This window comes from Cellvibrio sp. BR (genome assembly GCF_000263355.1).
Taxonomy (GTDB): domain Bacteria; phylum Pseudomonadota; class Gammaproteobacteria; order Pseudomonadales; family Cellvibrionaceae; genus Cellvibrio.
Window position 1 is genome coordinate 102,865 of sequence record NZ_JH668204.1, and the last position, 25,574, is coordinate 128,438.

24 protein-coding genes are annotated in these 25,574 nt (G+C 50.7%); 14 read left to right on the forward strand and 10 right to left on the reverse strand.

Going from position 1 to position 25,574, the window contains the following annotated elements; genetic code table 11:
* Positions 1-89: 89 nt before the first annotated feature.
* Both aroA and O59_RS16295 read left to right on the forward strand, forming a co-directional pair.
* Positions 90-1,376: a 3-phosphoshikimate 1-carboxyvinyltransferase gene (gene aroA / locus O59_RS16290; protein ID WP_007644578.1), complete on the forward strand. Its 1,287-nt coding sequence runs from the start codon at positions 90-92 to the stop codon at positions 1,374-1,376.
* Positions 1,377-1,387: 11 nt separating this feature from the next.
* Positions 1,388-1,819: a thioesterase family protein gene (locus O59_RS16295; RefSeq protein WP_040393199.1), complete on the forward strand. Its 432-nt coding sequence runs from the start codon at positions 1,388-1,390 to the stop codon at positions 1,817-1,819.
* 31 nt (positions 1,820-1,850) lie between these two features.
* Here O59_RS16295 and O59_RS16300 read toward each other — a convergent pair whose 3' ends face one another.
* Together O59_RS16300 and O59_RS16305 are read right to left on the reverse strand one after the other, a co-directional pair.
* On the reverse strand, positions 1,851-2,474 hold the full coding sequence (locus O59_RS16300; protein WP_007644581.1) for a pyridoxamine 5'-phosphate oxidase family protein: 624 nt from the start codon (positions 2,472-2,474) through the stop codon (positions 1,851-1,853).
* Positions 2,475-2,528: 54 nt separating this feature from the next.
* Complete coding sequence (locus O59_RS16305) at positions 2,529-3,068, reverse strand: carboxymuconolactone decarboxylase family protein (protein ID WP_007644583.1); 540 nt, start codon at positions 3,066-3,068, stop codon at positions 2,529-2,531.
* 114 nt (positions 3,069-3,182) lie between these two features.
* Here O59_RS16305 and O59_RS16310 point away from each other — a divergent pair, with 114 nt between their 5' ends.
* From O59_RS16310 to yegD, 3 genes are read left to right on the forward strand one after another with little or no spacing between them, the layout of a single operon-like run.
* Positions 3,183-4,082, forward strand: coding sequence for a LysR family transcriptional regulator (locus O59_RS16310; RefSeq protein ID WP_040393200.1), 900 nt, complete (start codon positions 3,183-3,185; stop codon positions 4,080-4,082).
* Positions 4,083-4,128: 46 nt separating this feature from the next.
* Positions 4,129-5,619 (forward strand): carboxypeptidase M32, encoded by a 1,491-nt coding sequence (locus O59_RS16315; protein ID WP_007644590.1) that lies wholly within the window; start codon positions 4,129-4,131, stop codon positions 5,617-5,619.
* Positions 5,619-6,986 (forward strand): molecular chaperone, encoded by a 1,368-nt coding sequence (yegD, locus tag O59_RS16320; protein ID WP_007644592.1) that lies wholly within the window; start codon positions 5,619-5,621, stop codon positions 6,984-6,986. The genes O59_RS16315 and yegD overlap by 1 nt, the downstream gene beginning before the upstream one ends.
* A gap of 16 nt (positions 6,987-7,002) precedes the next feature.
* Here the strand turns inward: yegD and asd are convergent, their stop codons facing one another.
* The gene (gene asd / locus O59_RS16325; protein ID WP_007644593.1) at positions 7,003-7,857 is read right to left on the reverse strand and encodes an archaetidylserine decarboxylase; all 855 of its coding nucleotides are present in this window, start codon (positions 7,855-7,857) and stop codon (positions 7,003-7,005) included.
* A gap of 204 nt (positions 7,858-8,061) precedes the next feature.
* Here asd and O59_RS16330 point away from each other — a divergent pair, with 204 nt between their 5' ends.
* The 3 genes from O59_RS16330 to O59_RS16340 are packed head-to-tail and all read left to right on the forward strand — an operon-like array spanning position 8,062 to position 9,889.
* Positions 8,062-8,709, forward strand: coding sequence for an MBL fold metallo-hydrolase (locus O59_RS16330; protein ID WP_007644594.1), 648 nt, complete (start codon positions 8,062-8,064; stop codon positions 8,707-8,709).
* A gap of 9 nt (positions 8,710-8,718) precedes the next feature.
* The gene (locus tag O59_RS16335) at positions 8,719-9,474 is read left to right on the forward strand and encodes a M48 family metallopeptidase (protein ID WP_007644595.1); all 756 of its coding nucleotides are present in this window, start codon (positions 8,719-8,721) and stop codon (positions 9,472-9,474) included.
* Between the two features lie 19 nt (positions 9,475-9,493).
* Entirely contained in the window at positions 9,494-9,889 is a 396-nt protein-coding gene (locus O59_RS16340; protein ID WP_007644596.1) for a DUF2750 domain-containing protein, read from the forward strand.
* A gap of 22 nt (positions 9,890-9,911) precedes the next feature.
* Here O59_RS16340 and O59_RS16345 read toward each other — a convergent pair whose 3' ends face one another.
* On the reverse strand, positions 9,912-10,283 hold the full coding sequence (locus O59_RS16345) for a hypothetical protein (protein ID WP_007644597.1): 372 nt from the start codon (positions 10,281-10,283) through the stop codon (positions 9,912-9,914).
* A 312-nt stretch (positions 10,284-10,595) separates the two neighbouring features.
* Between O59_RS16345 and O59_RS16350 the strand changes: the two genes are divergently transcribed.
* The 5 genes from O59_RS16350 (at position 10,596) to O59_RS16370 (ending at position 17,888) form a co-directional block, all read left to right on the forward strand.
* On the forward strand, positions 10,596-11,099 hold the full coding sequence (locus tag O59_RS16350; RefSeq protein ID WP_007644599.1) for an LEA type 2 family protein: 504 nt from the start codon (positions 10,596-10,598) through the stop codon (positions 11,097-11,099).
* A gap of 48 nt (positions 11,100-11,147) precedes the next feature.
* Positions 11,148-13,406, forward strand: a complete 2,259-nt coding sequence (parC, locus tag O59_RS16355; protein ID WP_007644600.1) for a DNA topoisomerase IV subunit A — start codon at positions 11,148-11,150, stop codon at positions 13,404-13,406.
* A gap of 76 nt (positions 13,407-13,482) precedes the next feature.
* Positions 13,483-13,755, forward strand: a complete 273-nt coding sequence (locus tag O59_RS16360) for a PilZ domain-containing protein (RefSeq protein ID WP_007644601.1) — start codon at positions 13,483-13,485, stop codon at positions 13,753-13,755.
* Positions 13,756-13,768: 13 nt separating this feature from the next.
* Positions 13,769-14,839 carry a polysaccharide deacetylase family protein gene (locus tag O59_RS16365; protein WP_007644602.1) on the forward strand — a complete coding sequence of 357 codons (1,071 nt, stop codon included), beginning with the start codon at positions 13,769-13,771 and terminating at the stop codon, positions 14,837-14,839.
* A 58-nt stretch (positions 14,840-14,897) separates the two neighbouring features.
* Positions 14,898-17,888, forward strand: a complete 2,991-nt coding sequence (locus O59_RS16370) for a hypothetical protein (RefSeq protein WP_007644608.1) — start codon at positions 14,898-14,900, stop codon at positions 17,886-17,888.
* Between the two features lie 83 nt (positions 17,889-17,971).
* Here the strand turns inward: O59_RS16370 and O59_RS16375 are convergent, their stop codons facing one another.
* The 5 genes from O59_RS16375 to O59_RS16395 are packed head-to-tail and all read right to left on the reverse strand — an operon-like array spanning position 17,972 to position 22,501.
* Entirely contained in the window at positions 17,972-19,264 is a 1,293-nt protein-coding gene (locus O59_RS16375; protein ID WP_040393202.1) for a hypothetical protein, read from the reverse strand.
* Entirely contained in the window at positions 19,254-19,826 is a 573-nt protein-coding gene (locus tag O59_RS16380; RefSeq protein WP_007644613.1) for an outer membrane beta-barrel protein, read from the reverse strand. The genes O59_RS16375 and O59_RS16380 overlap by 11 nt, the downstream gene beginning before the upstream one ends.
* A gap of 50 nt (positions 19,827-19,876) precedes the next feature.
* Positions 19,877-20,677, reverse strand: a complete 801-nt coding sequence (locus O59_RS16385; protein ID WP_007644615.1) for a glucosaminidase domain-containing protein — start codon at positions 20,675-20,677, stop codon at positions 19,877-19,879.
* A 35-nt stretch (positions 20,678-20,712) separates the two neighbouring features.
* Complete coding sequence (locus O59_RS16390) at positions 20,713-21,390, reverse strand: replication protein P (RefSeq protein WP_050977096.1); 678 nt, start codon at positions 21,388-21,390, stop codon at positions 20,713-20,715.
* On the reverse strand, positions 21,302-22,501 hold the full coding sequence (locus tag O59_RS16395; protein ID WP_007644618.1) for a DnaT-like ssDNA-binding domain-containing protein: 1,200 nt from the start codon (positions 22,499-22,501) through the stop codon (positions 21,302-21,304). The genes O59_RS16390 and O59_RS16395 overlap by 89 nt, the downstream gene beginning before the upstream one ends.
* Before the next feature lie 207 nt (positions 22,502-22,708).
* Here O59_RS16395 and O59_RS16400 point away from each other — a divergent pair, with 207 nt between their 5' ends.
* Positions 22,709-24,190: an FAD-binding oxidoreductase gene (locus tag O59_RS16400; protein ID WP_157152614.1), complete on the forward strand. Its 1,482-nt coding sequence runs from the start codon at positions 22,709-22,711 to the stop codon at positions 24,188-24,190.
* Positions 24,191-24,195: 5 nt separating this feature from the next.
* Here the strand turns inward: O59_RS16400 and O59_RS16405 are convergent, their stop codons facing one another.
* Positions 24,196-25,560 carry a GAF domain-containing sensor histidine kinase gene (locus tag O59_RS16405; protein WP_007644620.1) on the reverse strand — a complete coding sequence of 455 codons (1,365 nt, stop codon included), beginning with the start codon at positions 25,558-25,560 and terminating at the stop codon, positions 24,196-24,198.
* Between the last annotated feature and the right edge of the window lie 14 nt (positions 25,561-25,574).

The window sequence follows — 25,574 nt, forward strand, 5'->3', positions numbered from 1 at the left end:
GCCAGCGGCGGCGGATGGGGGTATCATGCGCGCTTTGTTTTATTGCTTGCCTAACTCATCCCGCAAACCCACCGATAAATAGGTTCACGATGGAATTTCTCGATCTCGCTCCCGTTACCCGCGCCCAGGGCGTTGTGCATTTGCCCGGCTCCAAGAGTATCTCCAATCGCACGCTGCTGCTGGCGGCATTGGCGCAGGGCGAGACGGATATTCGTGATCTGCTGAAGTCTGACGATACCGACCGGATGTTGGAAGCCTTGGCGGCGCTGGGTGTGAGTGTGACCAAAACTGGCGAGATGGATTACCGTGTGGTAGGTACCGGCGGCAGTTTTCCTAATAAAGAGGCGGATTTATTCCTCGGCAACGCCGGTACGGCATTTCGCCCGCTGACCGCAGCGCTGGCGTTGAGTGGTGGTACTTATAAGTTGCACGGTGTGGCGCGTATGCACGAGCGCCCGATTGGCGATTTGGTGGATGCGCTGCGTCAAATCGGCGCGGACATTACTTATCTGGGGCAGGAAGGTTTTCCTCCACTGTTGATCAAGCCGGCGCAAATCGCTGCCAGCGGCAGTATCAAAATTCGCGGCGATGTCTCCAGTCAATTTCTTACCGCATTGCTCATGGCGCTGCCCATGACCGGCAAAGAAACTCACATCGAGTTGGTGAGTGAGCTGATTTCCAAGCCTTACATTGAAATCACCCTCAAACTGATGGCGCAATTCGGTGTAACTGTGCAGCGCGATGGTTGGGAGCGTTTTACGGTCCCAGCGGCGACTGGTTATACCAGCCCCGGCACAGTGTTTGTGGAGGGTGATGCGTCCTCGGCGTCTTACTTCCTTGCCGCTGGCGCTCTTGGCGGCGGCCCGTTGCGGGTGCAGGGCGTAGGCGCTAACAGCATTCAGGGCGATGTAGCGTTTGCCGATGCACTGGAAGCAATCGGTGTGACCATCACCAAAGGCGAGAACTGGATTGAGGCTTCGGCACCCTCGCTGCCGCTTAAAGCTTTTGATCGCGATTTCAATCATATTCCCGATGCAGCCATGACCCTTGCAGTAGTTGCGTTGTTTTGCGATGGCCCCTCGCGTTTGACCAATATCGCCAGCTGGCGCGTGAAAGAAACCGATCGTATTTCGGCGATGGCGACTGAATTGCGCAAGTTGGGGGCGATTGTGGAAGAGGGCGACGATTGGCTGCGTATTACGCCGGTGAAAAATTTAATCCCGAATGCGGCGATTGATACTTATGACGATCACCGTATGGCGATGTGCTTTTCGCTCGCGACCTTTGGCGGCGTGCCAGTGCGCATTAACGACCCCAAATGTACCGCCAAAACTTTCCCGACTTATTTCGATGTATTTGCATCGGTCGTTAAATAAGGGCAATGGTGATGGATAAGGAATTATTTACGCTCGATTTCAAAGTGCGCGACTACGAATGCGATATGCAGGGCATAGTGAACAACAGCGTGTACCAAAATTATTTGGAGCATGCCCGCCACGAATACTTGCTTGCCAAAGGTGTGGATTTTGCCGAGCTGACGCGCCAGAAAATTCACTTGGTAGTAGTGCGCGCCGAGTTGGATTACAAATTGCCGCTGGTGAGTGGCGATGAATTTTATGTCACGGTAAATGTTGAACTGTCATCGCGGGTGCGGTTTGATTTTTTGCAAAATATCTATCGTAAGCGCGACAATAAATTAATGCTCTCCGCCAAAATTACTGGCACCTCACTCAATGAGCGCGGTCGCCCATTTGTACCCGAGGTGATCACAGGGTTATTCTCTGCGGTGGAAGCGGAGGCTAGGGTGGACGAGATTTAGTCATAGCTATATTTCCTTTTTCAATTGCAGGCTAACGGGGGGCTTGGTCTTTCAGCAGCATTTGTAATTGGAGTTTTAAATTTTCGTTCTCGGCGATGATGGGGTCGATATAGGCCCGTATTTCATCTGCAGAAAAACGCGGCGTAATATGCTGCGGACAGTTCCAATCAAACGCCTCGATGCTGATTACAATCGCGCGTTCAATGCGGGCGCGATAAGCGGGATCTTCTACGGCAGCAAGAATCTCTGGTTGTTCAGCCTCATGCACAATACGTGCACGCCCCCAGAGTTTTAACCGGCGCTGTCGTGGGTAGTCCATCAGTATCAGGCTGATTCGCTCATCGGCGCTAATATTGCCCACGCTGAGATACTGCCGGTTGCCACGAAAATCAGCAAAACCAATTGTGCTTGTATCCAACACTTTTAAAAAGCCAACAGGGCCGCCGCGATGCTGCACATAAGGCCAGCCATTTTCGCCCACGGTTGCCTGATAAAAACTGTCGCGTGCCCGAATAAATTGAATTTCGGTTTCCGTTAATCTGTTGCGCTGCTCGTTCGCCAATTCGAAATTGCGATTTCCCTCCCGGCTGCCATAAAACTCTTGAGCGGCTTTGACGCTGGGTGTGAAAGTGATATCAGAAAATGCACGCGACATATAACTACCTCGTTAAAAATTTCCTGCCAGCATCATTTGCATAGGTGCGCCGGTTTAGCTGTTAGCTGTCACTTTCGGGAAATCAATTTCCACGCGGCTGGCTTTGCCTAAAATGTTCGTCAATAAATTCATTCCCACATGGGTAATAATTTCTACTATGTCTGCGTCTGAATAACCTGCATTGCGCGCTTCGAGCAGTTCTGCAGTCGTAATCTCGCCCTTGTGTTCAAGCAGCGAGCGCGCCAGTTTTACTGCCACAGCGGCTTTGGTGTCCTGACTGGTGCCCTTGCGATTTGCATCTATTTCCGCTGGATTTAAGCCCGCGTGGTTTCCAATCGCTGAATGCGCAGATAAACAGTAGTCGCACGCATTTTGTTGTGCGATCGCCAGTGCGATGCGCTCGCGGGTTAGTAAATCCAGGCTGCCTTCACTGGCAATTCCATGTAAGCCAAGGAAGGCGCGCAGCGCAGCGGGGGAATTGGCAAGTACGCGCAGAAAATTCGGCACCATGCCAATTTTTTGCTGAATCGCTTTAAACAGCGCGGTCTGTTCGTCGGATGCGGTGAGGTCGGTTACTGTGTTGATGCGGCTCATGGTGTGTTCCTGTTGAGATAAATAGCAATGGGTGGAAGTTCATATTGCCAACCACTAGCAGTGTAAAGAATACTCACGTTTATTAATTGATTGTTTCCAAAAAAGGAATAATCCGTGGATAGACTTACTGAAATGCAGATCTATGTGGCGGTTGCCGAATGTGAGGGTTTTGCGGCAGCGGCGCGGCGGTTGGGAATATCACCTCCGGTTGTCACACGGGCGGTAGCTGATTTGGAGGCTCGCCTTGGGGTCAGGCTACTAAATCGCACCACACGTTATGTGCGTGCAACCGATGCCGGGCAGCGTTATCTGGATGATGCCCGGCGCGTAATTGCGGCAGCCGATGAGGCGGACGAGGCGGCCATCGGCGTTAATAGCGAGCCGCGTGGACATTTAACCGTGACCGCGCCGGTATTGTTCGGGCGGATCTATGTTATGCCGGCGATAGTCGATTATTTGCAGCGCTACCCAGCGGCTGAAGTGTCGGCACTGTTCGTTGATCGCGTAGTGAATCTATTGGAAGAGGGCGTGGATGTTGCACTGCGCATTGGTGAACTGGGCGATTCCAGTTTTAATGCGCTGCGCGTGGGTCGTGTGCGCCGTGTGCTTTGTGCGTCTCCAGATTACCTTGCCCGTCAGGGGGTACCTGAAAATCCGGATGCGCTGACGGGGCACTCGATCATCGTAGCTACCAGTCTCGGTGCGAATGTTGAGTGGCGTTTTATGCAGGATAAAACGCCTTGGGTTGTGCGCATCAAACCGCGCTTGAGCGTCTCCAGTAATGATTCAGCGATTGAAGCGGCGGTTCGTGGTTTGGGAATTGCCCGCTTGATGTCCTATCAGGTTGCCCCCGAAATTGATTCCGGCAAATTGAAAATTTTATTGAGTGAATACGAAACCGCTCCTGTGCCAATTCATATTGTGCATCGTGAGGGGCGTTATACTTCCACCAAAATTCGCAGCTTTATTGATTTGATGGCTGAGCAATTGCGTGCGAATAAATCCTTGAATTGATCAACATGGCGCTTCTGCGCGCCAGTCAATGTGAATGAGAGTTCCTATGTCGTATCAACAGCTGCAGCAACACTTTGTCAAAATTTCCCACTTTGAACACCTCGCTTCTATCAGCCACTGGGATCAGGCAGCGATGATGCCTGCCGGCGGTAACGATGCCCGCGGTGCAGCCATGGCCGAGCTGTCGGTGTTAATTCATCAACTGACAACGGCGCCGCAATTAGGCGACTGGATTGCGACGGCGGAAAATGAAAGTTTATCGCCCGCCGAAAAAACAAGTCTCGCTGCTATTAAGCGCCGCTGGCAACAAGCGACGTTGTTGCCGGAAAAATTGGTGATGGCGCAATCGCTGGCCAATTCCGAATGTGAGCACGCATGGCGCGAACAGCGCACCAATAACGATTGGACGGGGTTTAAAACCAATCTTGCCAAGGTGGTGGAATTGGCGCGGGAGGAGGCGGCTATTCGCGCGGCGGCAGCGGGGTTGAGTAGCTATGATGCCATGTTGGATATCTACGAACCGGGCATGAACAGTGCAACGCTGGATGTATTGTTTGGCGAGGTAAAAACCTGGTTGCCGGATTTTATTGTGCGCGCGGAAGCGCTGCAGGCAACACAAAAAGTTATCGTCCCGCAAGGGCCGTTTCCCATCGCGCAACAAAAAGAATTGGGGCTGGCGGCAATGAGGCTGCTTGGCTTTGATTTTAATCACGGCCGCCTGGATGTAAGTGCTCATCCATTTTGTGGCGGCGTGCCGACGGATGTACGCATTACTACCCGCTACGACGAAAGCGATTTTATGAAAGCGCTGTTTGGCGTAATCCACGAAACCGGTCACGCGCGCTATGAACAAAACTTGCCCGCAGCGTGGGCGGGCTTGCCGGTAGGTGAGGCGCGTTCGATGGGCGTGCACGAGTCGCAAAGTTTATTTTTTGAAATGCAATTGGCGCGCTCAGCGGAATTTGCGCAATTGCTCGCACCTATGGCGGCAGAATTTTTGGCGCGCACGCAAGATGCGGCGTTGAGTACACACAATATTTACGCACTCAATACTCGGGTTAAGCGCGATTTTATTCGCGTGGATGCCGATGAGCTGACCTATCCCGCCCATGTAATTTTGCGTTATGAATTGGAGCGTGCGCTGATTGAAAGGCATATCGAAGTGGATGATATTCCTGCCTTGTGGGACGAAAAAATGCAGGCTTATTTAGGCCTGTCCACGCAAGGAAATTATCGCAACGGTTGTATGCAGGATATTCATTGGGCGGGCGGCGCTTTTGGTTATTTCCCCTCATACACCTTGGGAGCTATGTATGCGGCGCAGGAATTCGCTGCGGCAGAGCGTATGATTCCACAATTGCGTAGTAAGATTGCCGCCGGCGATTTAGACGAACTGTTCGCTTGGTTGAGCGTGAATATTTGGTCGCAAGCGAGTTTGCGCTCGACCGATGAATTAATGATTGCTGCAACCGGCGAGCCGCTGAATGCCAGCTATTTTAAGGCGCACCTCGAGCGTCGCTATTTAACGGGTGAGTAATGTTTGTTGGTTTTGATTACGGTACGTCCAATTGCGCTATGTCATTTATCAATGAAGGGCAAGCGCAATTAATCCCGCTCTACGGTAATGACGCGTTTGTACCTTCTACCCTCTACGCCTTGGAGCGTTCGTTCATCGCCGAGTTGGTGGCAACGCAATTGAGCGATGATGCGGATAAGCGCGCTTATGCCAAGAGCCGGGCGGCGCTGTTAAGTCAGGCGCGCGCAGGAAAAATGGAACATGATCTTGATCATGCGCGCGAGGGAATCTTTTTTGGCGCGGAGGCGATAGACCATTATATTTCTGCGCCAGGTGAAGGTTATTTTATTAAATCGCCTAAATCGTTTTTAGGTGCAAGTGGTTTGCGCCAGCAGTCAGTGGATTTTTTTGAAGATGTAGTTGCTGCCATGATGCTCAACGTTAAAAACCGCGCTGAGCAGCAGCTGCAAAACAATATCACCCAAGTGGTGATTGGTCGTCCGGTTAACTTTCAAGGTATTAATGCGCAGGAAAGTAATGCTCAAGCGCAAACGATTTTGGCGGCGGCAGCAAAACGTATTGGCTTTCGCGATATAGAATTTTTGTTTGAACCGCTCGCCGCCGGTTTTGATTTTGAAACACGCTTAACCGAAAACAAAACGGTATTGGTAGTCGATGTGGGCGGTGGTACTACCGACTGCTCAATGGTGCTGATGGGCCCGCAGCATATTCAGCAACTGGATCGGGCGCAGGATTTTCTCGGTCACACCGGTGAGCGTATCGGCGGTAACGATTTTGATATCCAGCTCGCGCAAAAAATATTGATGCCCCATTTTGGTATGTTGTCGCCATTAAAAACTGGCTTACCCATGCCGCTCATGCCGTTTGTGAATGCGATGGCTATTAACGATATAGGCGCACAAACTGATTTTTACGATGCCAAAACCGGTTTTTTATTGGAGCGATTAACCCGCGAAACCCATGAGCCGGAATTGCTTGTGCGCTTTATAAAAATGCGCGAAGGCAAACATAATTTTGCCGTGGTGCGCCAGGCAGAGCTGGGTAAAATTGCACTTTCGGCACAAGCGCATCACAGTTTTCCATTGGGTTTTATCGAGGAAGGCTTGGCGCCGCAGTGCAGCGCGCAGGATTACGCCGACGTCAGCGAACAGCTGTTGCAAAAAATCGCCGCGCTGATCAGTGAATCAACGCGGCAGGCGGGTGTGCAACCGCACATCGTTTATATCACTGGCGGCAGCGCCAAATCGCCGCTCATTCGCCAAGTGGTGCGCGAATTATTTGGCGACGATATAGCGATTGTCGATGGTGATCACTTTGGCAGTGTGGCAGCGGGTTTGGGGGTATGGGCGGAGCGCATATTCACCTAGGTGCCGGGGTGATTAATCAGGTGTTTTTAACCCCCATCAACTCACCCATTTTGGTCGGTGTGCCCGCTTGGTACTTTGCATCCCACTGCATTTTGTCTTTGGCGAAGAGAATGACGGCGGTGGAGCCGAGTTTAAAGCGGCCCATTTCGGCGCCTTTTTCCAGCTGGATATTTTGGTAGGGGTAGAGGGAGGTGGCGATTTCGCGGCTGGCGAAGGGGGCGACAGCGCCGTCCCATACGGTTTCTATGCCAGCCACAATCATGGCGCCGACTAGCACGACGGCCATGGGGCCTATATCGGTATCAAAAATTGCCACTGTCCGTTCATTGCGCGAGAACAGGCGCGGCACGTTTTCGGCGGTGACGGTATTCACCGAAAATAATTCGCCCGGAACACTGATCATGCTGCGCAGTTTGCCGCCGTAGGGCATGTGTACGCGGTGGTAATCCCGTGGCGATAAATACACAGTGGCAAATTCACCCTCGTTAAATTCGGCGGCGAGTTGTTCGTCGCCGCCGAGTAATTCCACGGTGCTGTAGTCCTGGCCTTTGGCTTGGAAAATACGGCCATTCACGATTTTACCCAATTGACTAATGGCGCCATCGGCGGGGCAGACAATGCCATTGCTGCTGGCATCGATGGGGCGCGCATCAGGTTTTAGGGCACGGGTGAAAAAATCATTGAAGTGTTTGTACTCCAGAGGGTTTTCTTGCGCCGCGAGGCTCATATCCACGTTGTAGCGTTTTACAAACCATTTGATAAAGGTGTTTTTAATAAAGGGTGTTTCATTATTGGCCAGCCAACCGGCCGCGCGCGACAGGGCGTGTTGGGGAACCAGATATTGAAGGCCGATAAACAGTTTTGGATTCATGTGTTGTTATTGTTCCTGCGCAGGTCTTGTCGACCGTTTCAGAGGGTAAAGGGCTGGGGCTAGTGTAATTCACTTGGGGTGGTAATCAGTGCCGGCGCAGTTTAACAAACTCAACTGGAGGCGGCGACTATTGCGAGGGTAGAGGGGATATCTCGCATGCGCCGCTGTGGTATGGTGGCGGCCTCTGTGTTTACGAGGTGTTCCGTGCTGCAATTCCAGATTATTCCCGTCACTCACTATCAACAAAATTGCACCCTGCTGTGGTGTGATGAAACGCTCGATGCCGCCGTGGTCGATCCTGGCGGCGATATTGAGCGCATCCTCGCTGTCGTAGCCGAAAAGGGCGTAAACCTGCGCCAGATTCTACTCACCCACGGTCATATGGATCATATTGGTGGCACCGCCGCGTTGATCGCAGAATTGCAACTGCCCGTTATTGGCCCGCACGCGGATGATCTGTTTTGGATTGATCTATTGCCCCAGCAGGCGCAAATGATGGGTTTCAAACCGGTGGCGGGCTTTACCCCGAATCAACTGCTGAATCACGGCGATAAAGTAAGGGTCGGCAATGCCGAGCTGGAGGTATTGCACTGCCCCGGCCACACTCCCGGCCACGTGATTTTTTATAATCGCGCGGCCCAATTGGCGCTGGTGGGTGATGTGTTATTTAAAGGCTCCATCGGTCGCACCGATTTCCCGCGCGGTAATCACGCCGATTTGATCAGTGCCATTCGCACCCGCGTATTGCCCTTGGGTGACGCGGTGCGTTTTATTCCGGGCCACGGCCCCATGTCCACTTTTGGTCATGAGCGACTGAGCAATCCCTTTGTCGCCGATAAAAACTACGGTTGATGTAACCTTATGTCGCTGTTTGCCGATCTCAAAAAATCCAAGGCGGGCGTTGATTCCAACTGGAACCCGGGCTTTGACTTTAGTATTGCGCGCTCGGCGAAGCGGCGCAGTATCAGCATTGAAATCCGCCGCGCGGAGGTGGTGATTCGCGCACCGGTAGCTGTGCCTGAAGCACTATTGCTCGATTTTTTGCAGCAGAAAGCGCGCTGGGTGCAGCAAAAAATCGCTGAACAGACCCAGCGGTTAGAGTCCGTTGCGCCGCCAGTTGCACCGGTCTACACCCAAGGTACCGAAGTGGTGTTTATGGATGAGCGTTTGACGCTGGTGCTTGGGCGCGGTGCCACTGCGGCTATCCGCCGTGTCGATCAGCACTTGCATGTACTTTTATCAACCCGTTCGCGCCTGCCAGATGCCCAGCAAATCCAGCAGTTGTTAATGCGCTGGTATCAACAGCAAGCGCTGCACATTCTCACCGCAAAAACGGCGCAATTAACGGGGCAAATGGGGCTGGTGTGCAGCGCGGTGACGGTGAAGGCGACACGCTCAAAATGGGGCCACTGCACCAGTCGCGGCGCCATCCAATACAACTGGAATATACTGCTGGCACCCGAACACATAGTCGATTATCTTGTCGCACACGAAGTCTGTCATCTGCGCCACCAAAACCACAGCCGCGATTTTTGGGCTCTGGTTGCCAGTGTTTGTCCATCTTTTGCGGCCGATCGCGCCTGGTTAAAAGCGAACGGTGCGCGGCTCAGTTTATAAACTCCAAAGGTATTTAGTGATGAATGACATTCCCTCTATTGAAAGCACCATCGAACCCCTGAGTGATGATCCCGCTGAAAACCTGGATCGTTTTATCGTGGAAGCCATGGAGCTGGGCTGTGTCTGGGGGCTGCAAGGGCCAGAAGGCTGGGCGCTCAGTGGCTCGGAAGCACATGAAGACGTAGATGTGATGCCCTTCTGGTCGCAGGAGAGTTTTGCCCGCGCCCACTGCCAGGACGATTGGAAAGATTACCAGCCGGTTGCTGTGGACCTGGAAGAGTTCCTGGAGGATTGGCTGCCCGGTATGCATGAAGATGTATTGCTGGTGGGCATCAACTGGAACGATGAGCTGGAAGGCGAGGAACTGGAGCCGCTGGACTTGCTGGAAGAGTTTGAACAGGAAATGAGTGACTAAGCGTTACCGCTGACCGGTGCGCTTAATAATAAGCATCCCCTACTTGATTCTGGTCGGTCTCTTCGCCAAACAATTGCAGGTGCAAAATATCTACCTCGTAGTGTTTAGCGTAATCGTTCAGCGCTTTTAAATCGGCAACACCGGGGCTGAGGCTATACCAAAAATTGGTTGACTCATCGCGGGTCGCCAAAACAAATTCCAGTGCGCCCGGCACTGTTTTGCGACTCAAGTGGCTAAATAGTTTGCGCTGTAGTTGCAGTACCGAAAAATTAAAATCCGCGCAGAGTCGCATCAGCAGCGGATACTGCGACTCGCGTCGATCCTGAAAACGAATTTCGCGGCTGGCGAATAACTCGTCTGGATCAATCAAACGTTTGTGTGGTGGCTGCTGCATAAGATAAAGTCAGTTATACGTTATTGACGAATAGGCTGACCATCGTGGTCGGGCAGAGTGAAACAAGCACTCCAGTATCCTGACAAGGTTGTAAAAACACCTAGTGTAACTATCCGCTGTGACAAAGCCAAAGACAAATAGACTGTAAAAAGCGCGTGGATTAGACCACAGCGTTGTTAATCGCCGAGTGCGGTCTTTCACATTTTTGTTTTTCTGTTTACCCACTCAAGCGGTATTCGGTTGAAGATAATTCAGTTAAAGATAACGTAAAGATAGTTCAGTTAAACCTTAGGTAGCTAAACGGAGCGTGCAATGATTTCATCCCCCAACCTTGGTGTACTGCGGGCCAAGTCGCTAGTAAATATTTTTTTTATCGCTTTATGTTTGTTATTGGCAAGTTGTGCCGCCATCAAGCCCAAATTGGAGCAGCCGACAGTCAAGGTGGCCGGCTTGCAGTTGCTGCCCGCGCAAGGTTTGTTGCAGCCGATAGAAGTGAATTTGTTAGTGACTAACCCCAATGACCGCGACTTATCACTGCGCGGTATGTCCTATACCGTGGGCATCGAAAATTTTGACGTATTGAGTGGTGTGAGCAACGAGTTGCCAACCCTCACCGCCTATCAGGAAACACCAATAAAAGTTGTGGTGACAGCCAATGTATTGCAGCTGGTGCGTTTGATTGAGCACTTTGGTCGCAATGGCATGAAAGAGAATGTTGATTATAATTTTTCCGCCAAGCTGGATTTTAGCGCCTGGCTGCCCGCGCTGCGGGTAAATGAAAAAGGCTCGATCCCGCTTGCGGCCAAAAAGCGCTAATTTTTAGCGAACGTATTTTCACTGAATTTTGTATTTTCAGGATCTTCAATGACTGACGAAATTGTATTGCCCGAAGCCGATGAACGCATCGCGCTGAAAGATTACACCGAGAAAGCCTATCTCGATTATTCCATGTATGTAATTCTCGACCGCGCTCTGCCACATATTGGCGACGGTCTTAAACCGGTACAGCGCCGCATTGTGTATGCGATGAGTGAACTGGGTTTAAAAGCCAGCGCCAAATATAAAAAGTCCGCGCGCACCGTGGGTGATGTGATCGGTAAATTCCACCCGCACGGTGATTCAGCATCCTATGAAGCGATGGTATTAATGGCGCAGCCATTTTCCTATCGCTATACGCTGGTGGATGGTCAGGGCAACTGGGGTTCACCTGACGACCCCAAATCTTTCGCCGCGATGCGTTATACCGAATCGCGCCTCACCAAATACAGCGAAGTCTTGCTGGAAGAGTTGGGGCAGGGCACGGTGGATTGGCAGCCCAACTTTGACGGAACACTTGAAGAACCTATCGTATTACCCGCGCGCGTGCCCAATGTGTTATTGAACGGCACTACCGGTATTGCGGTGGGTATGGCGACGGATATTCCGCCGCACAATTTGCGCGAAGTGGTTAATGCCTGTGTGCACTTGCTCGACAATCCACAGGCGACGGTCAACGATTTGTGCCAGCACATTCTCGGCCCCGATATGCCCACCGAAGCGGAAATTATTTCTCCGCGCGAAGAGCTGATCAAAATGTACGAAACCGGGCGCGGCAGTGTGCGCATGCGCGCGGTCTGGCAAAAAGATGAAGAGTCGGGCGATATCATTATCACTGCGCTGCCACACCAGGTGAGTGGGGCAAAAATCCTGGAGCAAATCGCTGCGCAAATGCAGGCGAAAAAGTTGCCCATGGTCGCCGATTTACGCGATGAATCCGACCATGAAAATCCCACCCGCTTAGTGATTATTCCGCGCTCCAATCGTGTTGATCTGGAGCAGGTGATGCAGCATTTATTTGCCACCACTGAGCTTGAACGCACCTATCGCGTCAATATGAACATGATTGGTATCGATGGCCGCCCGGCGGTGAAATCGCTTACCAAAATTTTGAGTGAATGGCTCAGTTTCAGAACGGTTACGACTCGCCGCCGTTTGCAATATCGCTTGGAGAAAGTGGAAGAGCGCTTGCTGCGTTTGGCCGCCTTGATGGTGGTGTTTCTCAATGTCGATGAAGTGATTCGTATTATTCGCGAAGAGGACAACCCCAAGCCGGTATTGATGGAGCGTTTCAATTTAATTGAAATGCAAGCGGAATATATTCTGGAAACCAAATTGCGCCAATTGGCGCGTTTGGAAGAAATGAAAATTCTGGAAGAAAAAACCGCGCTGGAAAAAGAACGTGATGGTCTGCAAAAAATTCTTGAATCTGCCGTGAAATTAAAAAATCTGGTGCGCAAAGAACTGCTGCAAATTGCCGAGGCGTTTGGCGATGAACGTCGCTCACCGATTGTAGCGCGCGCCGAAGCGCAAGCCTTGAGCGAAACCGAATTGCTCAGTGTCGACCCTGTTACTGTAGTGATTTCGGATAAAGGTTGGATTCGTGCTGCCAAGGGCCACGATATAGATCCAACTGGTTTGAGTTATAAAGCGGGCGACAGTTTTAAATTTGCGGTACAGGGTAAGAGTAACCAGCAGGTGATTTTAATTGATTCTACTGGTCGCAGTTATTCGGTGCCCGCGCACAATTTGCCTTCCGCGCGCGGTCAGGGCGAACCACTGAGCGGTCGCATCAGCCCACCCAGTGGGGCGACTTTTGAGGGGGCTTTAATGGGCGCCGACAGTCAGCGTGTGCTGATTGCATCGGATGCTGGTTATGGTTTCGTTGCCAAATTGGAAGATCTCACCAGTAAAAATAAAGCAGGTAAAGCACTGCTGACCTTGCCGGAAGGCGCACAAGTTTTACCACCGCAATTAATTAATTCACCCGAACAGGTGCAGTTGGCGGCGGTAAGCAATGATGGCCGTCTGTTGGTATTCCCGGTGACCGAATTGCCGGAACTCGCCAAAGGCAAGGGCAATAAAATCATGAATATTCCCTCGGCAAAAGTGCAAAGCCGCGAAGAATTTGTGGTGGCGCTGGCAGTCATTCATCCGGGGCAATTGTTAACGCTGCATTCGGGTAAACGTTTTATCACCTTGAAAGCGGCTGACCTTGAGCATTACAAAGGTGAGCGGGGACGTCGTGGTAATAAGTTGCCGCGCGGTTTCCAAAAAGTGGATAAGGCCGAAGTGACAGATAAATAAAGTGAGCAAATAAAGGCGGTATTCCGCCTTTATTTTTGTCTGGAAAAAACGGTAAAACAATAATGCAGGAATAGTTATGAGCGATAAAGATCAACGTCGATACGTGCGCACTGCGTTTAGCTGTCGCATTAAAATTCAACATGAATCGATTGGCGAGCTACAGGTAAAAACCCGCGACATTTCGGATGGTGGCGTTTTTTTAGTGTTGGAGCCCGAGCAGATTCCGCCGATTGGCACGCGCCTCACCGGTCAGGTGCAGGGCTTGATGGATGATGCACCGGTATTGGAAATGGAGGTGGTGCGCGTAGAACCCGCCGGGGTTGGTTTGCGTTTTGTACAAGAGGACTAATCCGGTTTAAACAATGGCTTATTTAATTCGTATATTCTTCCTGGCTGCAATGACTTCACTGGCGTTACCGGCATCAGCAGCCGTGGTGCTTCTGTATCACCACATCAGCGATAAAACACCCAAGTCCACCAGCATTAGCCCCGCGGCCTTTGAAGCGCAGATGGATTATTTGGAGAAAAATAATTTTGCGGTAGTGCCGCTGTTAGAGCTGACCGAAAAACTGCGCAAAGGCGAACCGCTACCCGATAAAACGGTGGCGATCAGTTTTGATGACTCCTATGTATCAGTTTATGAGTCGGCTTTTCCTCGCTTACAAAAACGCGGCTGGCCGTTTACTTTTTTTGTCAACACCGATGCGGTGGGCACAGGTAAGGTATTTGTAACCTGGGACCAATTGCGCGAAATGGCACAGGCGGGTGCGACTATCGCCAACCACAGTAGCAGCCATACACATTTACCCCGACGTGAAAGTGGTGAGTCCGCTGCACAATGGCGTGAACGTATCACACAAGAAATTAATAATGCCCAGCAAACAATAAAAACGGAAATTGGCTCGGCGCCGATGATTCTGGCTTACCCCTTTGGTGAATACGATACCGAGGTACAGCGCATCGCGAAAAAATTAGGCTATATCGCGTTTGGGCAGCAGTCAGGTGCGCTGTATAGTGAGGGCGATTTACAGGCGGTGCCGCGGTTTCCGTTTGGCGGCAGCTTTAGTGATTTGGATGATTTTATTCTCAAGGTGAATGCCAAGCCTATGCCTGTTTCCCAGGTGGAATTTTATGCAGATAACAAAAAGAAAGCTGACAATTTAATTGTGCGCCAAGGTGAAAAACCTTGGTTGGTGTTAACGCTGGCCGATGCCAGTCTGCTGAAAAAAATAAATTGTTTTGCCTCCGGCCAGGGGGCAATTGTTACTGAGGTGATCGACAACAAAGTGTGGGTGCAACCGAACAAACCTTTACCTTCGGGGCGCACCCGCTATAACTGCACGGCGTACACGGGCGAAAAAGGGCGGTTTTACTGGTACACCCAGCAATGGTTGGTAACCGACAAGCAGGGCAATTGGACTTATCGCGATTAACGCTCGCCAAAAAAATATAACAATAACTTCAAAGTGTGTGAATTATTAAGGATCTGATATGTACAAATTAGTCTTTCGTGGCGAATTAGCCGAGGGTGCTGTTCGCGCGGATGTTATCGCAAAACTGGCACTGCTGTTAAAACAACCACCAGCGCGTATTGAGCAATTATTATTTAGCGGCACAGAGCGTGTTATTAAACGGGTTGATAATCTGACACGCGCAACCCAATGGCAAAATGCATTTGCCACTGCGGGGGCGGTGTTAACAATCGTCGACGAAACTGCGGTTGAGCCACCCCCTCCGGCTACTGAATCGCCATCAATTTCCAACACTACCGACTCAGAATCCAGTGTTGCCCATTCGGATTCCTCTGATCATCCAGCTGCAACTCAGTCAGCCGTTTCAGCCACACTGCCTAAACTAAAATTTCGTAAATTGATAATCGGCCTTGTGGCCTGTTTGTTGGTTGTAGTGGTCAGCGCGGCGATTGTTTGGCAGCAGGGTTATTTAAATCGCTGGTTATTTTCCGCCGTCAGTAAAGAAGAAAAAACCTTGCTGGCGGCACTGGCCGACCCGCAATTGCTCGCCCTTGCGCGTGTAGATATTGAACTGATGCGCACACTCGATCCTTCACTGGCGGAGGCAGGACAATTGCAAAACCTTCCCGGCGTGGATGCCGATATGTGGAGCAGCATGGAGCGTTCGGGCATTCATATCCAACAACAGGCCACGCAACTTTATGCGGCTGCTTTTGTTGCGGATAAGATGGAAGTTGCCGTTATCGCGCGCGGTAATTTTTCACCGAACAAAATATCCCACTGGCTCGATGAGCAATACGGCATAGACAAACAAGATGCTGATGGCATTTGGTTTGCGCCACTGGATAAAACCACCTGTGCTAAAGGTGAGCCCATGCTTGCGCAGTTTATTCAAGGTCAGTTATTAATCGGTTCGCCAGAGGCGGTAAAACGTATTGCACTGCGCTTAAAAAATGCCGCAGGGGCGGCGGTGGATCTTGCGCAATGGCAAAACTCCTTGGGTGGAAAATTATTCTCCCTTGTTATTTTTTCTCCTGCGCGTTGGCAGACTGATAAGTCGGGTATGGTGCAATACAGCTTGGGAAAACTGGCTGCTGAAATGGAAGCAGTGAGCGAAGTGTATGTTGATGTCGAACCTGATGTTGTGGCCCAAGGTATGACGCTAAGCCTAAGCTTAATCAGTGGCGACGCTGAGTTTATTAATAACACTCATACCGCGTTACAAACCCGGCTTGATGAAACACGCAAAAAAATCGCACAGGATTGGCCGGAGGTTGTCGCCATTTATGATCGTTTGCAATTGAACCGCAGTACTAAACAATTGCAGGCATCAATTCGTTTTGATCAACATATAAAAGATGAAGTCGCTATCTGGTTTCGCTCACTCTTTAGTTTTTCCGTCGGGATGGATCAGCCTACGGTTGCACAGCAGGATGTGATTGATGAAAATCCGGCGGCGTTTGCTCCCGCGCGCCGCGAACAGCTCACATCGTTTGTGCCAAAAGATGATTTCATGGATGGAATATATAAAACCACAACTGGCCCCTTTGGGTTGGGTGTTGAATCCCTGGCACTAAAAAATCAGCGCATACAGATTAAGTTGGGTGTAAAGGCTTATGACTTGCCCAACCTTGGCAATGAAAGCAGTCCTGCATTTCTGGTGATTACGGATGTGGTGGATCAACAGGGCAATTCTTTATTGTCCGCACCGGGTTGTGGAGAAACCGATCAGCGTGCCCCTGAGGCAATTACTAATAGTTACGCCACGAGCCGGTTTGAAGATGGCAAATTGGTGCCGGGCCGTGCATTAATTGGCGAGAAAATAATTGAATTAGCCGCGGGGGTGAACTTTGCGCAAGTGGCACGCATTAAAGGTTATATCGATTACCACTTACCCATAGCGGTAGAGACAAAAATTATTGATGCGCCGCTAGCCGGAAAGTCGATCGATTTGTACGGCACTCGTGTTCGATTCAAAACAGCGGGCGCCAGTGCACTCAGTTTTGAAACCAGCGGCAACACCCAACAGTTGTTACAAGTGAATGCATTAAACGCGGCAAACAAACCGCTCTCATCAAGCAGTGGGATGCGTAGCGGTATATTTTTTGGGTCGGGTAAATCCGCCAGTCTGGATTTCAAAGGCACCGTTGCCAAGGCGGAGGTGATTGTTGCCAGCGCCATAGAAAACCAGCGTTATGAATTTGAATTAAACCAACTAACACCGCCCGCTAAAGCATTTTTTATGGACAAGGAATTTCCGCCGCCCTTTGGCGATAAAGGTTTTGAGCAATTGCTGTTGGCACAGGCGCCACAAATTGATGAGTTCCCTTTTTATCCACCGAAAGCGCGTGCCACAGCTGCGCCGGTGGAGTTGGCCATTAACGATGTGCGCAGCAGTAACAGTTTTGGTTTATCGGTTGAAGGTGCGGCTTACACGGACCTTGCATTGCCACTGTATGGGCAAATCGGTGTGGCGCAATTATTTATCAAACAGTTGGCCGATGCCGATGGAAAAATTTTCCCGGTAAATAAATCAGTGCCTTTATATTTTGAGCGGCAGGGCGGCATAACCAGTAATGGTGTGTACCAGCCGGATGAAAAAACACCTTGGTTGAGGTCTGATTTTTCGCTCAAGGCGGCCGACGTACACGTCGACAATATTCGTCAGGTACAGGGTGAGCTGCGTTTTTATCAACCCAAACGCTTACAAACGGCAACTCTGCCTTTTGTGTTGGGACCGATTTGGAGTGGCCCTAAATCCAGCGTGGAATTAATTGAATGGAAAAGCGGGCGTTTGGTTTTTGCGGTGCAGGGCAGTTACGAAGAGGTGATAGGGTTAAAAGCGTTCAATCATGCCAATGCGCTTATCAGTCAACCCGCGCAATATTCTTCTATATTTGGCGATCCACAGCTCACGTTGGATATTAGTGAGCTGCCTGCGCGTTTTGAAATTGAATACACCAGTGAGAGCGAAGAATTATTTGTGCCTTTTGATATCACACTGCCTTAGCCAAGCCTAATGCAGCGCAATATCCAATAAAAAACGCGCCGTTTTTGGCGCGTTTTTTTATTGGGCTGGGTGAGTGCAACCAATTATGGTCGCACAACAATATTAATTTCATCCACCAATTGCTGGCCTTGGGCATTGGTTGCAATTCGGTCATCCTCATCGCGAACTTCCGCACGGACTACCAGGTTGAGTTGTTGATTAAGGGCAAGATCCAATTCAGAGCTTACCGATAATTTTCCGGTTTGATCCAGCGTGATCAGGTCATCTTCATAATCATCGGATTTGGAATCCACAATCGACCAAGTCAAGTTGTAATCATAATTGCTATCGGTGGTGTCATCGGCAAAGGTGGCGGTGATATTCAATTCCAGATTGCTGCCTTCAGTGACGGAGAGATTTTCGGTGCCACCATTGCTGTTTTTGATCTCAACTGACTTGAGTTGTTTTTTCAGAATGACCAGCGCCAGTTCATCCCTTTCACCGCCGCAAGCGCCCGTGAGGGTGAGGTCTGTTCCGGCATAGCTACCGTTTTTGGCAGTAATTTTTGCGCCATCAATGGTCAATGACGCACTTGGATCGGCGGCCAACGTACTGTTACTGGTAATAACGGCAGTGCTGTTATTAGTGTAAGTGCCAGTGATGGTGACAGTGGCGGATTCGCCTTCACGCATTTCCAGTTCTTTGTCAGATACCAGCGCCAAACTCACTAAGGTATCGTTGATGGGAAAACTGAGCGGTGTGGAGCTGATGAGTTCCCCGTTGTTATTTTCACCGCGTGCCACAATGCTCACCGCGCCACTATTTTTAGTGCTTAGCTCACCTTTGGTGGTATCGCTAAACTGTGCGAGAGTGCCGCCCTCGGTGACTGCCCAGGTCAATGGATATTCCAGTGTTAAACCATTATCAAATAATGCACTGGCGGTGAAGCTGGCATTTTTACATTCATCGACAGAGCTGCTGGCGGGAGTAACGCTAATGCTCACCAGGTTGGCGTCGGAGACAATAATATTTTGGGTCTTGCTCAGCCCCGCATATTCCACCGTTGCAATCAGCTCACCGGATTTACCCGAGGCAGTAAACAAACCATTTTTGATACTACCCAAGGTTTTGTCGCTGAGTTTCCAGGTCGCTTGGGTGTTGAGGTTGGTGGCGACGTTTTCACTATTGCGACCAATCAGGTTTAATTGCAGCGTGCCTTTGAAATGCGCGTAACCGTCGTTGTCTTCCAATTCGATACTGGTAACACCATTTTTACTGGCATCCACGGTTTGGGCGATACGTGCGCTGTCGCCATCACCGCCGCCACAGCCGCTTATGCCCAGCGCACCCACACTTAATAGCAGTGCACATGAATAATGTAATCCTTTAGAACGCATAGGAAACTCCCAGGCCGCAGCCATCAATGCTCAGGTTGTCGTCTTTAAAGTAGCGGGCGCAATCGAGCGCCCAATAATAATTTTTGCCTTCCACTACGCGATCCTGCAGCGAAAAACCGTAGCTAAAACCGCTGAAAGTATCTTGTTGTTTATCGCCAAGGCTCGGCAAGTGTGTTTCCAATTCGGTAGCGGCATAACCCAACAGAATTACTACACGTAAATCACCAGGCTCGTAGTCGGGGTTGCTCAGGGTGATGTAAGCGGCGCTCTGCTGTTTAATATCCAGCGTCATGTCATTTTTTTCATCATTGCTCATTGGCACGCCAAACATACCTTGTAAACCAATACCATCGAGCATGCCGTTGGTGACTTCAACATCGGCGCGAAATTGAAACAGGCTGGGTGAAAAGCTTTCACCCGAGGCTTTGATTTTGGTGTAGGTCGCCTGACCGGAGAGATGGTAGGCCAGGGGCAATCCATCCGGTGTTTGCCCTTGGGCATACGCGCCGGCACTGCTGGCCAGTGCCAGGGCGCAGAGTGAAGTAACCAATCGTTTGCACATAAGTAATCCTTGCTGGGTGAAAGTTGGTGTTTGTTATTTGGGTATCGTCTTTATTCCAGGTTGTTGGCGCGTATTACGGTGCGCAATTCGTGAATATAAGCCGGGCCACGGCTGGAATATTTGCCCAGCTCCGCCACCATGGTGCTGCCGGTAAACTGCGCTTCGTCGTGGCGCAACTGTGCGCGCAGCTGACGCCATGGGCGATAGGCGTTGTGGGTATTAATGTTGTTGAAGTATGCCGTAAGCGACTCTTCAACATTGTTAAATTTCTTAACTTCGTGTTTGGCGTTGGCGGCGCGACGGCTTGGCACCAAGCCGCAGCCCGGGGTGTAGCACCAGTGACCAAACAAATTGTGTGCTTCCTCGGCAAACCGTGAGGTGCCCCAGCCGGACTCCACCGCCGCTTGTGCCAGCACCATGGCCGGTGGAATCACGTCCACGCGCAACAGCAGAATTTCTATGGCGCGCGCATCTTCCGGGTAGGTTTTGTAGGTCACGTGGAATTTCTCACGCAGCTTTTCCAGGTTGCGTTTATTTACACCAGTGACCGTTTGTTTTGTATCCCATTCATTTTTGATTTTTAGTAAACGCTCGCGCGATTTTAATAATTTGGCATTTTTTTCATCGATCAACGGGCGCAGCATGTCTAAAAACTGGGCTTTGCGCTCAGGTGTTTGTTCAATGGCGGCAAAGTCGGGTAACAGAGTATTGCTGGTTAGCTCATCGTCATCCATTGCTGTAAAAAATTGTTGCGGTGAAACACTGGCCAGTACCAAAACCAGGAATAGGGTGATCAGTGGAAAGGCTGCAAACGCAAAACCTAGCAACCATTGTGAAGCATGTTTATTCATAGCGGGGGCTACCAAAAGTGAACAGAAAAAGAGGGTTATAAGTCGAGCTGTTTGCGCAGGTCTTCCATGCGCTTGAGGTTTTCCTCTTTGCTGAGTGGCGTCTCTATGGTTTCAGGCAGCAGCTGCACATTGGGTGCAGGCAGCTCGGCGCCATTCATCACGCGCTCACACAATTTTAAATAGTGGCGTTCAAAAATCGGGAACGCGACTTTCTCGGCATTGGTCATCAAAAAATACCAATCGCTAGCGCAACCGGCGTGATACACCGCCGCGTGGCTCCAGTTGTGCGCGGCTTTCGGGCTGGGCGCGCGGCAAGCTTCCACATAGGCGGCATGGGCGTCGAGCAGGCCAAACTTTTCCGGGTCGCCCTGGCAGGCGCGAATCATGCGGTTGAGGGTGGGCAGGTATTCCGACTCCTCAATCACCCGGCGTGCGCCGCGCAAAATAGTTTCCGGCGCAAACTGCGCGAGTGAATTAAGCCACAGGCGGCGCGCCTGATTGAGCAGTTCATTGTCTTTAAAGGCCGCGTAATACTGGTTGTGATAGTTGATGCGAAACAGGGCAAATACCTGATTGATCGCATCGATATGCGCATCCGTCGGTGTCGCCTGCTCACTGCGCCGGTCAGCTTGCCCAGCTGCGGTCGTTGAGCTGTTGTGCGAGGCTGCTATCTCGTGTGCGACCTGGTTGATTAGCGAATTGCTGTCCTGCATTTGGATTAACCTGCTGCGAATTAACGGTTGCCAGGGCGTGTTGTTTGGCCCAGTGGTATTTCACGTGTTGCAAAAATTTGGTGTTCCAGCTGGCGTAGACCTGATTGCTGTCGCGCCAAAATAAAACAAACTCTGCCACCTGCTGCTGCGCAAATTTCAAATCGATATTGGCCAGTTTTAACACGTCATAGACATCTTTACTGGGGTTCCAGTTCTCGGGAATACGCTTGGGTTCGGTATCGTGTTCCAGCGCCGAGTGGTAGCGCTGCCACTGGCGTTTCACATGCTGGATAAACTTGCTGTTCCAGGTGCGCCCTACATCGCCGCGCTCCTGCCAATAAACCACAAACTCGGGGATGGAATCCTCCACAAACGCGAGGCTGATGTTGGCGTGTTTGACCAGCACTTCCAGCGCATCCTTACTCGGGCGCCATTGGCTGTGCATAGCGGTTTCCAGATCGCGCTGGAGGAACTCGGTATCGCGGTCGCGACTGTTGCGCTCCTGTTCTTCCCGCTGCTGGCGGGCGATTTGGGTCTCGTAATTGCGCCATTTGTGCAGCAAATCTTTTAAAAACTTGGCGCCCCAAGAGTGATTGGTCTCACCGCGCTCGCGCCAGTAGGTCACAAACTCGGGCACCTGCAATCGCACAAAATCGAGCGGGATATTGTACTGGGCAATTTGACGCAGCAATTCCTGATCCGGTTGCCAGTTGGGCGATATCAGCGTCGCACCGCTATTGATCACCGGGGCCATGGCTGCAATCGGGGCGATAGCGGGCGCGGGTTGGGTGAAAGGCGCGGTGCCAGCATCATCAAACGCCAGCGTCAGGCGGCGGCTGTCCACATAGGGCGCGGAGGCGAGCAGGATAATGCCTTTGTCTTTCAAGCTGCGGCTGATGCGCTGTACATCAAAGTCAGTCCAGAAGGGCATGAGTCGACTCACCCAACTTTCGTCTATATCCAGCCACTGGCGATTATTGGCCGGGTGCAGCGGCAAGTAGGTCGCCATATCGCCCAGAATCGACAACATACACGCCTCCTCCAGCCCGATAGTGGCGGCCAGGGACGGGGAAATCAGCAGGGGGCGTTCCGGTAATAGCGATGAACTCATAGTGCTCGGGGTGCATGCGACCAGTGTTGGGCAAAGGGGGGAATTGTAGGCGTATGGGGGGGGAGATGCCAGCGTTACGGCTCTTGGTGGTAGATTCCTGAGCGCTTGTTCTGTTATGACTTTGGCATCTACACTCCCAAGCTTATTGCCGTCGCTCATGCTTCATTGCACGAAGGTACTTGCCCCATAATATTCAAGGAATTATTCATGCAATCTATGTTTGCACGCCCCCTGTCAAAATGGTTGCTAGTTTGTCTGCTCTTAGGCTGTGTTCTTGTCATCGTAATGTGGATGCTTTCTGCTGATGAGACTCAAAACAATTCGCAGTACGACAATCTTTGGATCGACAACGTAACGCAGCTAAACCCCGTGCGGGTAGCACAGGTAATTGCACCCACTACCACTGAGGAAATTATTACAGCCATTACCCAAACATCAGGGCCAGTGTCTATCGGTGGTGGACGCTACAGTCAGGGCGGGCAAGTGGCATATCCCGATAGCCTGCATATTGATATGCGACAATTTAAGCAAGTGCTGGCATTCGATAAAAATAAAAAACAAATCACAGTGCAGGCTGGTATTCGCTGGCGCGATATTCAGGACTACATTGATCCGTACAATTTATCGCTCAAAATTATGCAAACCTACGCCAACTTTACGGTTGGAGGTTCACTCAGTGTCAATGTTCATGGGCGCTATGTGGGGGAAGGTCCGCTAGTGAAATCGGTTGAAAGTATTAAATTGATTTTAGCCAATGGCGAATTGAAAACTGCCAGCCCCAGTGAAAATTCAGAGTTGTTCTTTGCGGCAATTGGCGGTTACGGTGGTATAGGCGTCATTGTCGAAGCAACTTTGCAACTAGAAGAAAATCAAAAAGTGGCGCGCCGCGATCTGTCTATGCCCGTAAGCGAATACAAGCAGTTCTTTTTTGAACACATTCGCGACGATACCAGTGCGGTATTTACCAATGCTGATATTTACCCCCCTGCTTACGAAAAACTGCGCTCTGTGACTTGGTACAACACCCAGCTGCCCTTAACCGAAGATGCACGTTTAATTCCGCGCGATACCCAATATTATTGGGGGCCAAAGGTGATTGATTGGATTGCCGACTATGATATTGGGCTTTGGTTGCGCGAGCATGTCATTGATCCCTTCATCTACACATCATCCCCAGTGGTTTGGCGTAATTATGAGGCAAGTTACGATGTCCGTGAATTGGAGCCAGCAAACCGTATAACGACTACTTATGCATTGCGAGAATATTTTGTCCCGGTAGAAAAATTTGATGAATTTGTGCCGAAAATGCGCGCTATTTTTCAGACCTATGATGCGACGATCATTAATGTTTCCGTGCGTCACGCTCATCAAGACCCAGGTACATTATTAGCCTGGGCAAAAACTGAAGTATTTGCTTTTGTAGTTTATTATCGCCAGGAAACTAGTAGCGAAGCACAGAAGGTGGTTGAGCTGTGGACGCGCGCAATGAATGATGCAGCGATTGAACTAGGTGGTGCTTATTACTTGCCTTATCAAGTCTATGAAACTCCTGCCCAGTTTATGGCCGCCTATCCACGTTCGCAGGAATTTTTCGCACTAAAAAAAGCAGTTGACCCCCAGTATCGTTTTCGTAACCAGCTTTGGGAAAAAGTCTATGTGGAAAATGATAATGTGCTCGTTAAACAATAGATTAATTATCTTGCAGCGGGGATTTCAATACTAAACTTGGCCCCCTCGCTTTGATCCTCATCTATAACAATTTCCCCACCCAATTTCTGCGTAATCAGGTTGTACACAATCGACAGCCCCAACCCTGAGCCGCCGGTGCGGCGTGCGGTGGTGAAAAAGGGTTCAAAAATTTTATCGCGAATGTCGTTTGGAATGCCGCTGCCATTGTCGTGGTAGTGAATGGCTACTTTGTCTGCGTATTGTTCCAGCGCGATGCGAATCTGTTTGTGCTCGGTGTGGGCAAATGCGTGGTGAATGGAGTTGGTAATCAGGTTGGTAATAATTTGGGCGATAGCGCCGGGGTAGCTGTTGAGTGGCAGTGCAGCGCCCGGCGCCAGCTCGCAACTAATCTGCTCTTTGCGCAGCAGCGGCTGTAAACCTTTGAGTGAAAGTTCAATACAGCTGCGCAGGTCAAACTCTTCGCGCTCATCGGCGATGTGAATGGCGCCGGATAATTTGAAGTCGCGCACCAGCCCGGCGGCGCGGCTGAGGTTGTGATTAATTAATTGCAGGCCGTCGTCGATAGTTTGTAAAAATTGGGCGAACTCGGCTTCGTTTAATTGCTCATCGCGATATAACTGCTGTACGCGTTTTAATTCACTGGCGCAATGGCTGGACGATGTAACCGCAATGCCCAGCGGCGTATTAATTTCGTGGGCGAGGCTGGATACCATGCGCCCAAGTGAGGCAAGTTTTTCGCTTTCAATTAATTTGGCTTGGGTGTGATGTAAATTGCGCAGCGCCGTTTGTAAGCCCTCGGTGCGCTCATTAATTTTTTGTTCGAGTTGATCGTTAATCTCCTGCAGTTTTTGTTCGTATTCATTGCGCTGCGCCGCACTTACCGCGCGCCCATAGGTATCGGCCAGGGCGCTGACAAAGGCGATTTCTTCGTTGGTCCACTGGCGCGCTTCACCCTGATGTTCACAGCAAATAATGCCGAGCATATTGCCGCGATGGCGAATCGGCGCATCGAGCATGGAGGTGATGCCGTGGGGAATTAAATAGCTGCTGCGGAATTCGCAGGTGCTGGGGTCGTTTTGCGCATCGTTGGCGACTACGGCGCGCTCGCTGTCCAAACTGGCGAAATAATTGGGAAAGTCGCACCGTGCAAGGCACAAATCTGTATCCAATTTGCAGTCGTCGCCGTCAATTAACATCTTGCCGCAAATAGCTTGTTTGTCGCCGGTGAGTAACCAGATTCCTGCGCGATTAATACCTAGCCCGTGAATGGCGGCGGTGAGAATTAATAATCCGGCACTTTGCATATCACCGGCATCAATCATTGATGACTTGGATACATCGAGTAATGTTTCGTAGAGATTTCTAGCCATAGTCAATTTGCGCC

Coding starts and splice junctions, on each gene's coding strand:
- aroA (WP_007644578.1), top strand. CDS start 90: ATGGAATTTCTCGATCTCGCTCCCGTTACCCGCGCCCAGGGCGTTGTG.
- O59_RS16295 (WP_040393199.1), top strand. CDS start 1,388: ATGGATAAGGAATTATTTACGCTCGATTTCAAAGTGCGCGACTACGAA.
- O59_RS16300 (WP_007644581.1), bottom strand. CDS start 2,474: ATGTCGCGTGCATTTTCTGATATCACTTTCACACCCAGCGTCAAAGCC.
- O59_RS16305 (WP_007644583.1), bottom strand. CDS start 3,068: ATGAGCCGCATCAACACAGTAACCGACCTCACCGCATCCGACGAACAG.
- O59_RS16315 (WP_007644590.1), top strand. CDS start 4,129: ATGTCGTATCAACAGCTGCAGCAACACTTTGTCAAAATTTCCCACTTT.
- yegD (WP_007644592.1), top strand. CDS start 5,619: ATGTTTGTTGGTTTTGATTACGGTACGTCCAATTGCGCTATGTCATTT.
- asd (WP_007644593.1), bottom strand. CDS start 7,857: ATGAATCCAAAACTGTTTATCGGCCTTCAATATCTGGTTCCCCAACAC.
- O59_RS16335 (WP_007644595.1), top strand. CDS start 8,719: ATGTCGCTGTTTGCCGATCTCAAAAAATCCAAGGCGGGCGTTGATTCC.
- O59_RS16340 (WP_007644596.1), top strand. CDS start 9,494: ATGAATGACATTCCCTCTATTGAAAGCACCATCGAACCCCTGAGTGAT.
- O59_RS16345 (WP_007644597.1), bottom strand. CDS start 10,283: ATGCAGCAGCCACCACACAAACGTTTGATTGATCCAGACGAGTTATTC.
- O59_RS16350 (WP_007644599.1), top strand. CDS start 10,596: ATGATTTCATCCCCCAACCTTGGTGTACTGCGGGCCAAGTCGCTAGTA.
- parC (WP_007644600.1), top strand. CDS start 11,148: ATGACTGACGAAATTGTATTGCCCGAAGCCGATGAACGCATCGCGCTG.
- O59_RS16360 (WP_007644601.1), top strand. CDS start 13,483: ATGAGCGATAAAGATCAACGTCGATACGTGCGCACTGCGTTTAGCTGT.
- O59_RS16365 (WP_007644602.1), top strand. CDS start 13,769: ATGGCTTATTTAATTCGTATATTCTTCCTGGCTGCAATGACTTCACTG.
- O59_RS16370 (WP_007644608.1), top strand. CDS start 14,898: ATGTACAAATTAGTCTTTCGTGGCGAATTAGCCGAGGGTGCTGTTCGC.
- O59_RS16375 (WP_040393202.1), bottom strand. CDS start 19,264: ATGCGTTCTAAAGGATTACATTATTCATGTGCACTGCTATTAAGTGTG.
- O59_RS16380 (WP_007644613.1), bottom strand. CDS start 19,826: ATGTGCAAACGATTGGTTACTTCACTCTGCGCCCTGGCACTGGCCAGC.
- O59_RS16385 (WP_007644615.1), bottom strand. CDS start 20,677: ATGAATAAACATGCTTCACAATGGTTGCTAGGTTTTGCGTTTGCAGCC.
- O59_RS16390 (WP_050977096.1), bottom strand. CDS start 21,390: ATGCAGGACAGCAATTCGCTAATCAACCAGGTCGCACACGAGATAGCA.
- O59_RS16395 (WP_007644618.1), bottom strand. CDS start 22,501: ATGAGTTCATCGCTATTACCGGAACGCCCCCTGCTGATTTCCCCGTCC.
- O59_RS16400 (WP_157152614.1), top strand. CDS start 22,709: ATGCAATCTATGTTTGCACGCCCCCTGTCAAAATGGTTGCTAGTTTGT.
- O59_RS16405 (WP_007644620.1), bottom strand. CDS start 25,560: ATGGCTAGAAATCTCTACGAAACATTACTCGATGTATCCAAGTCATCA.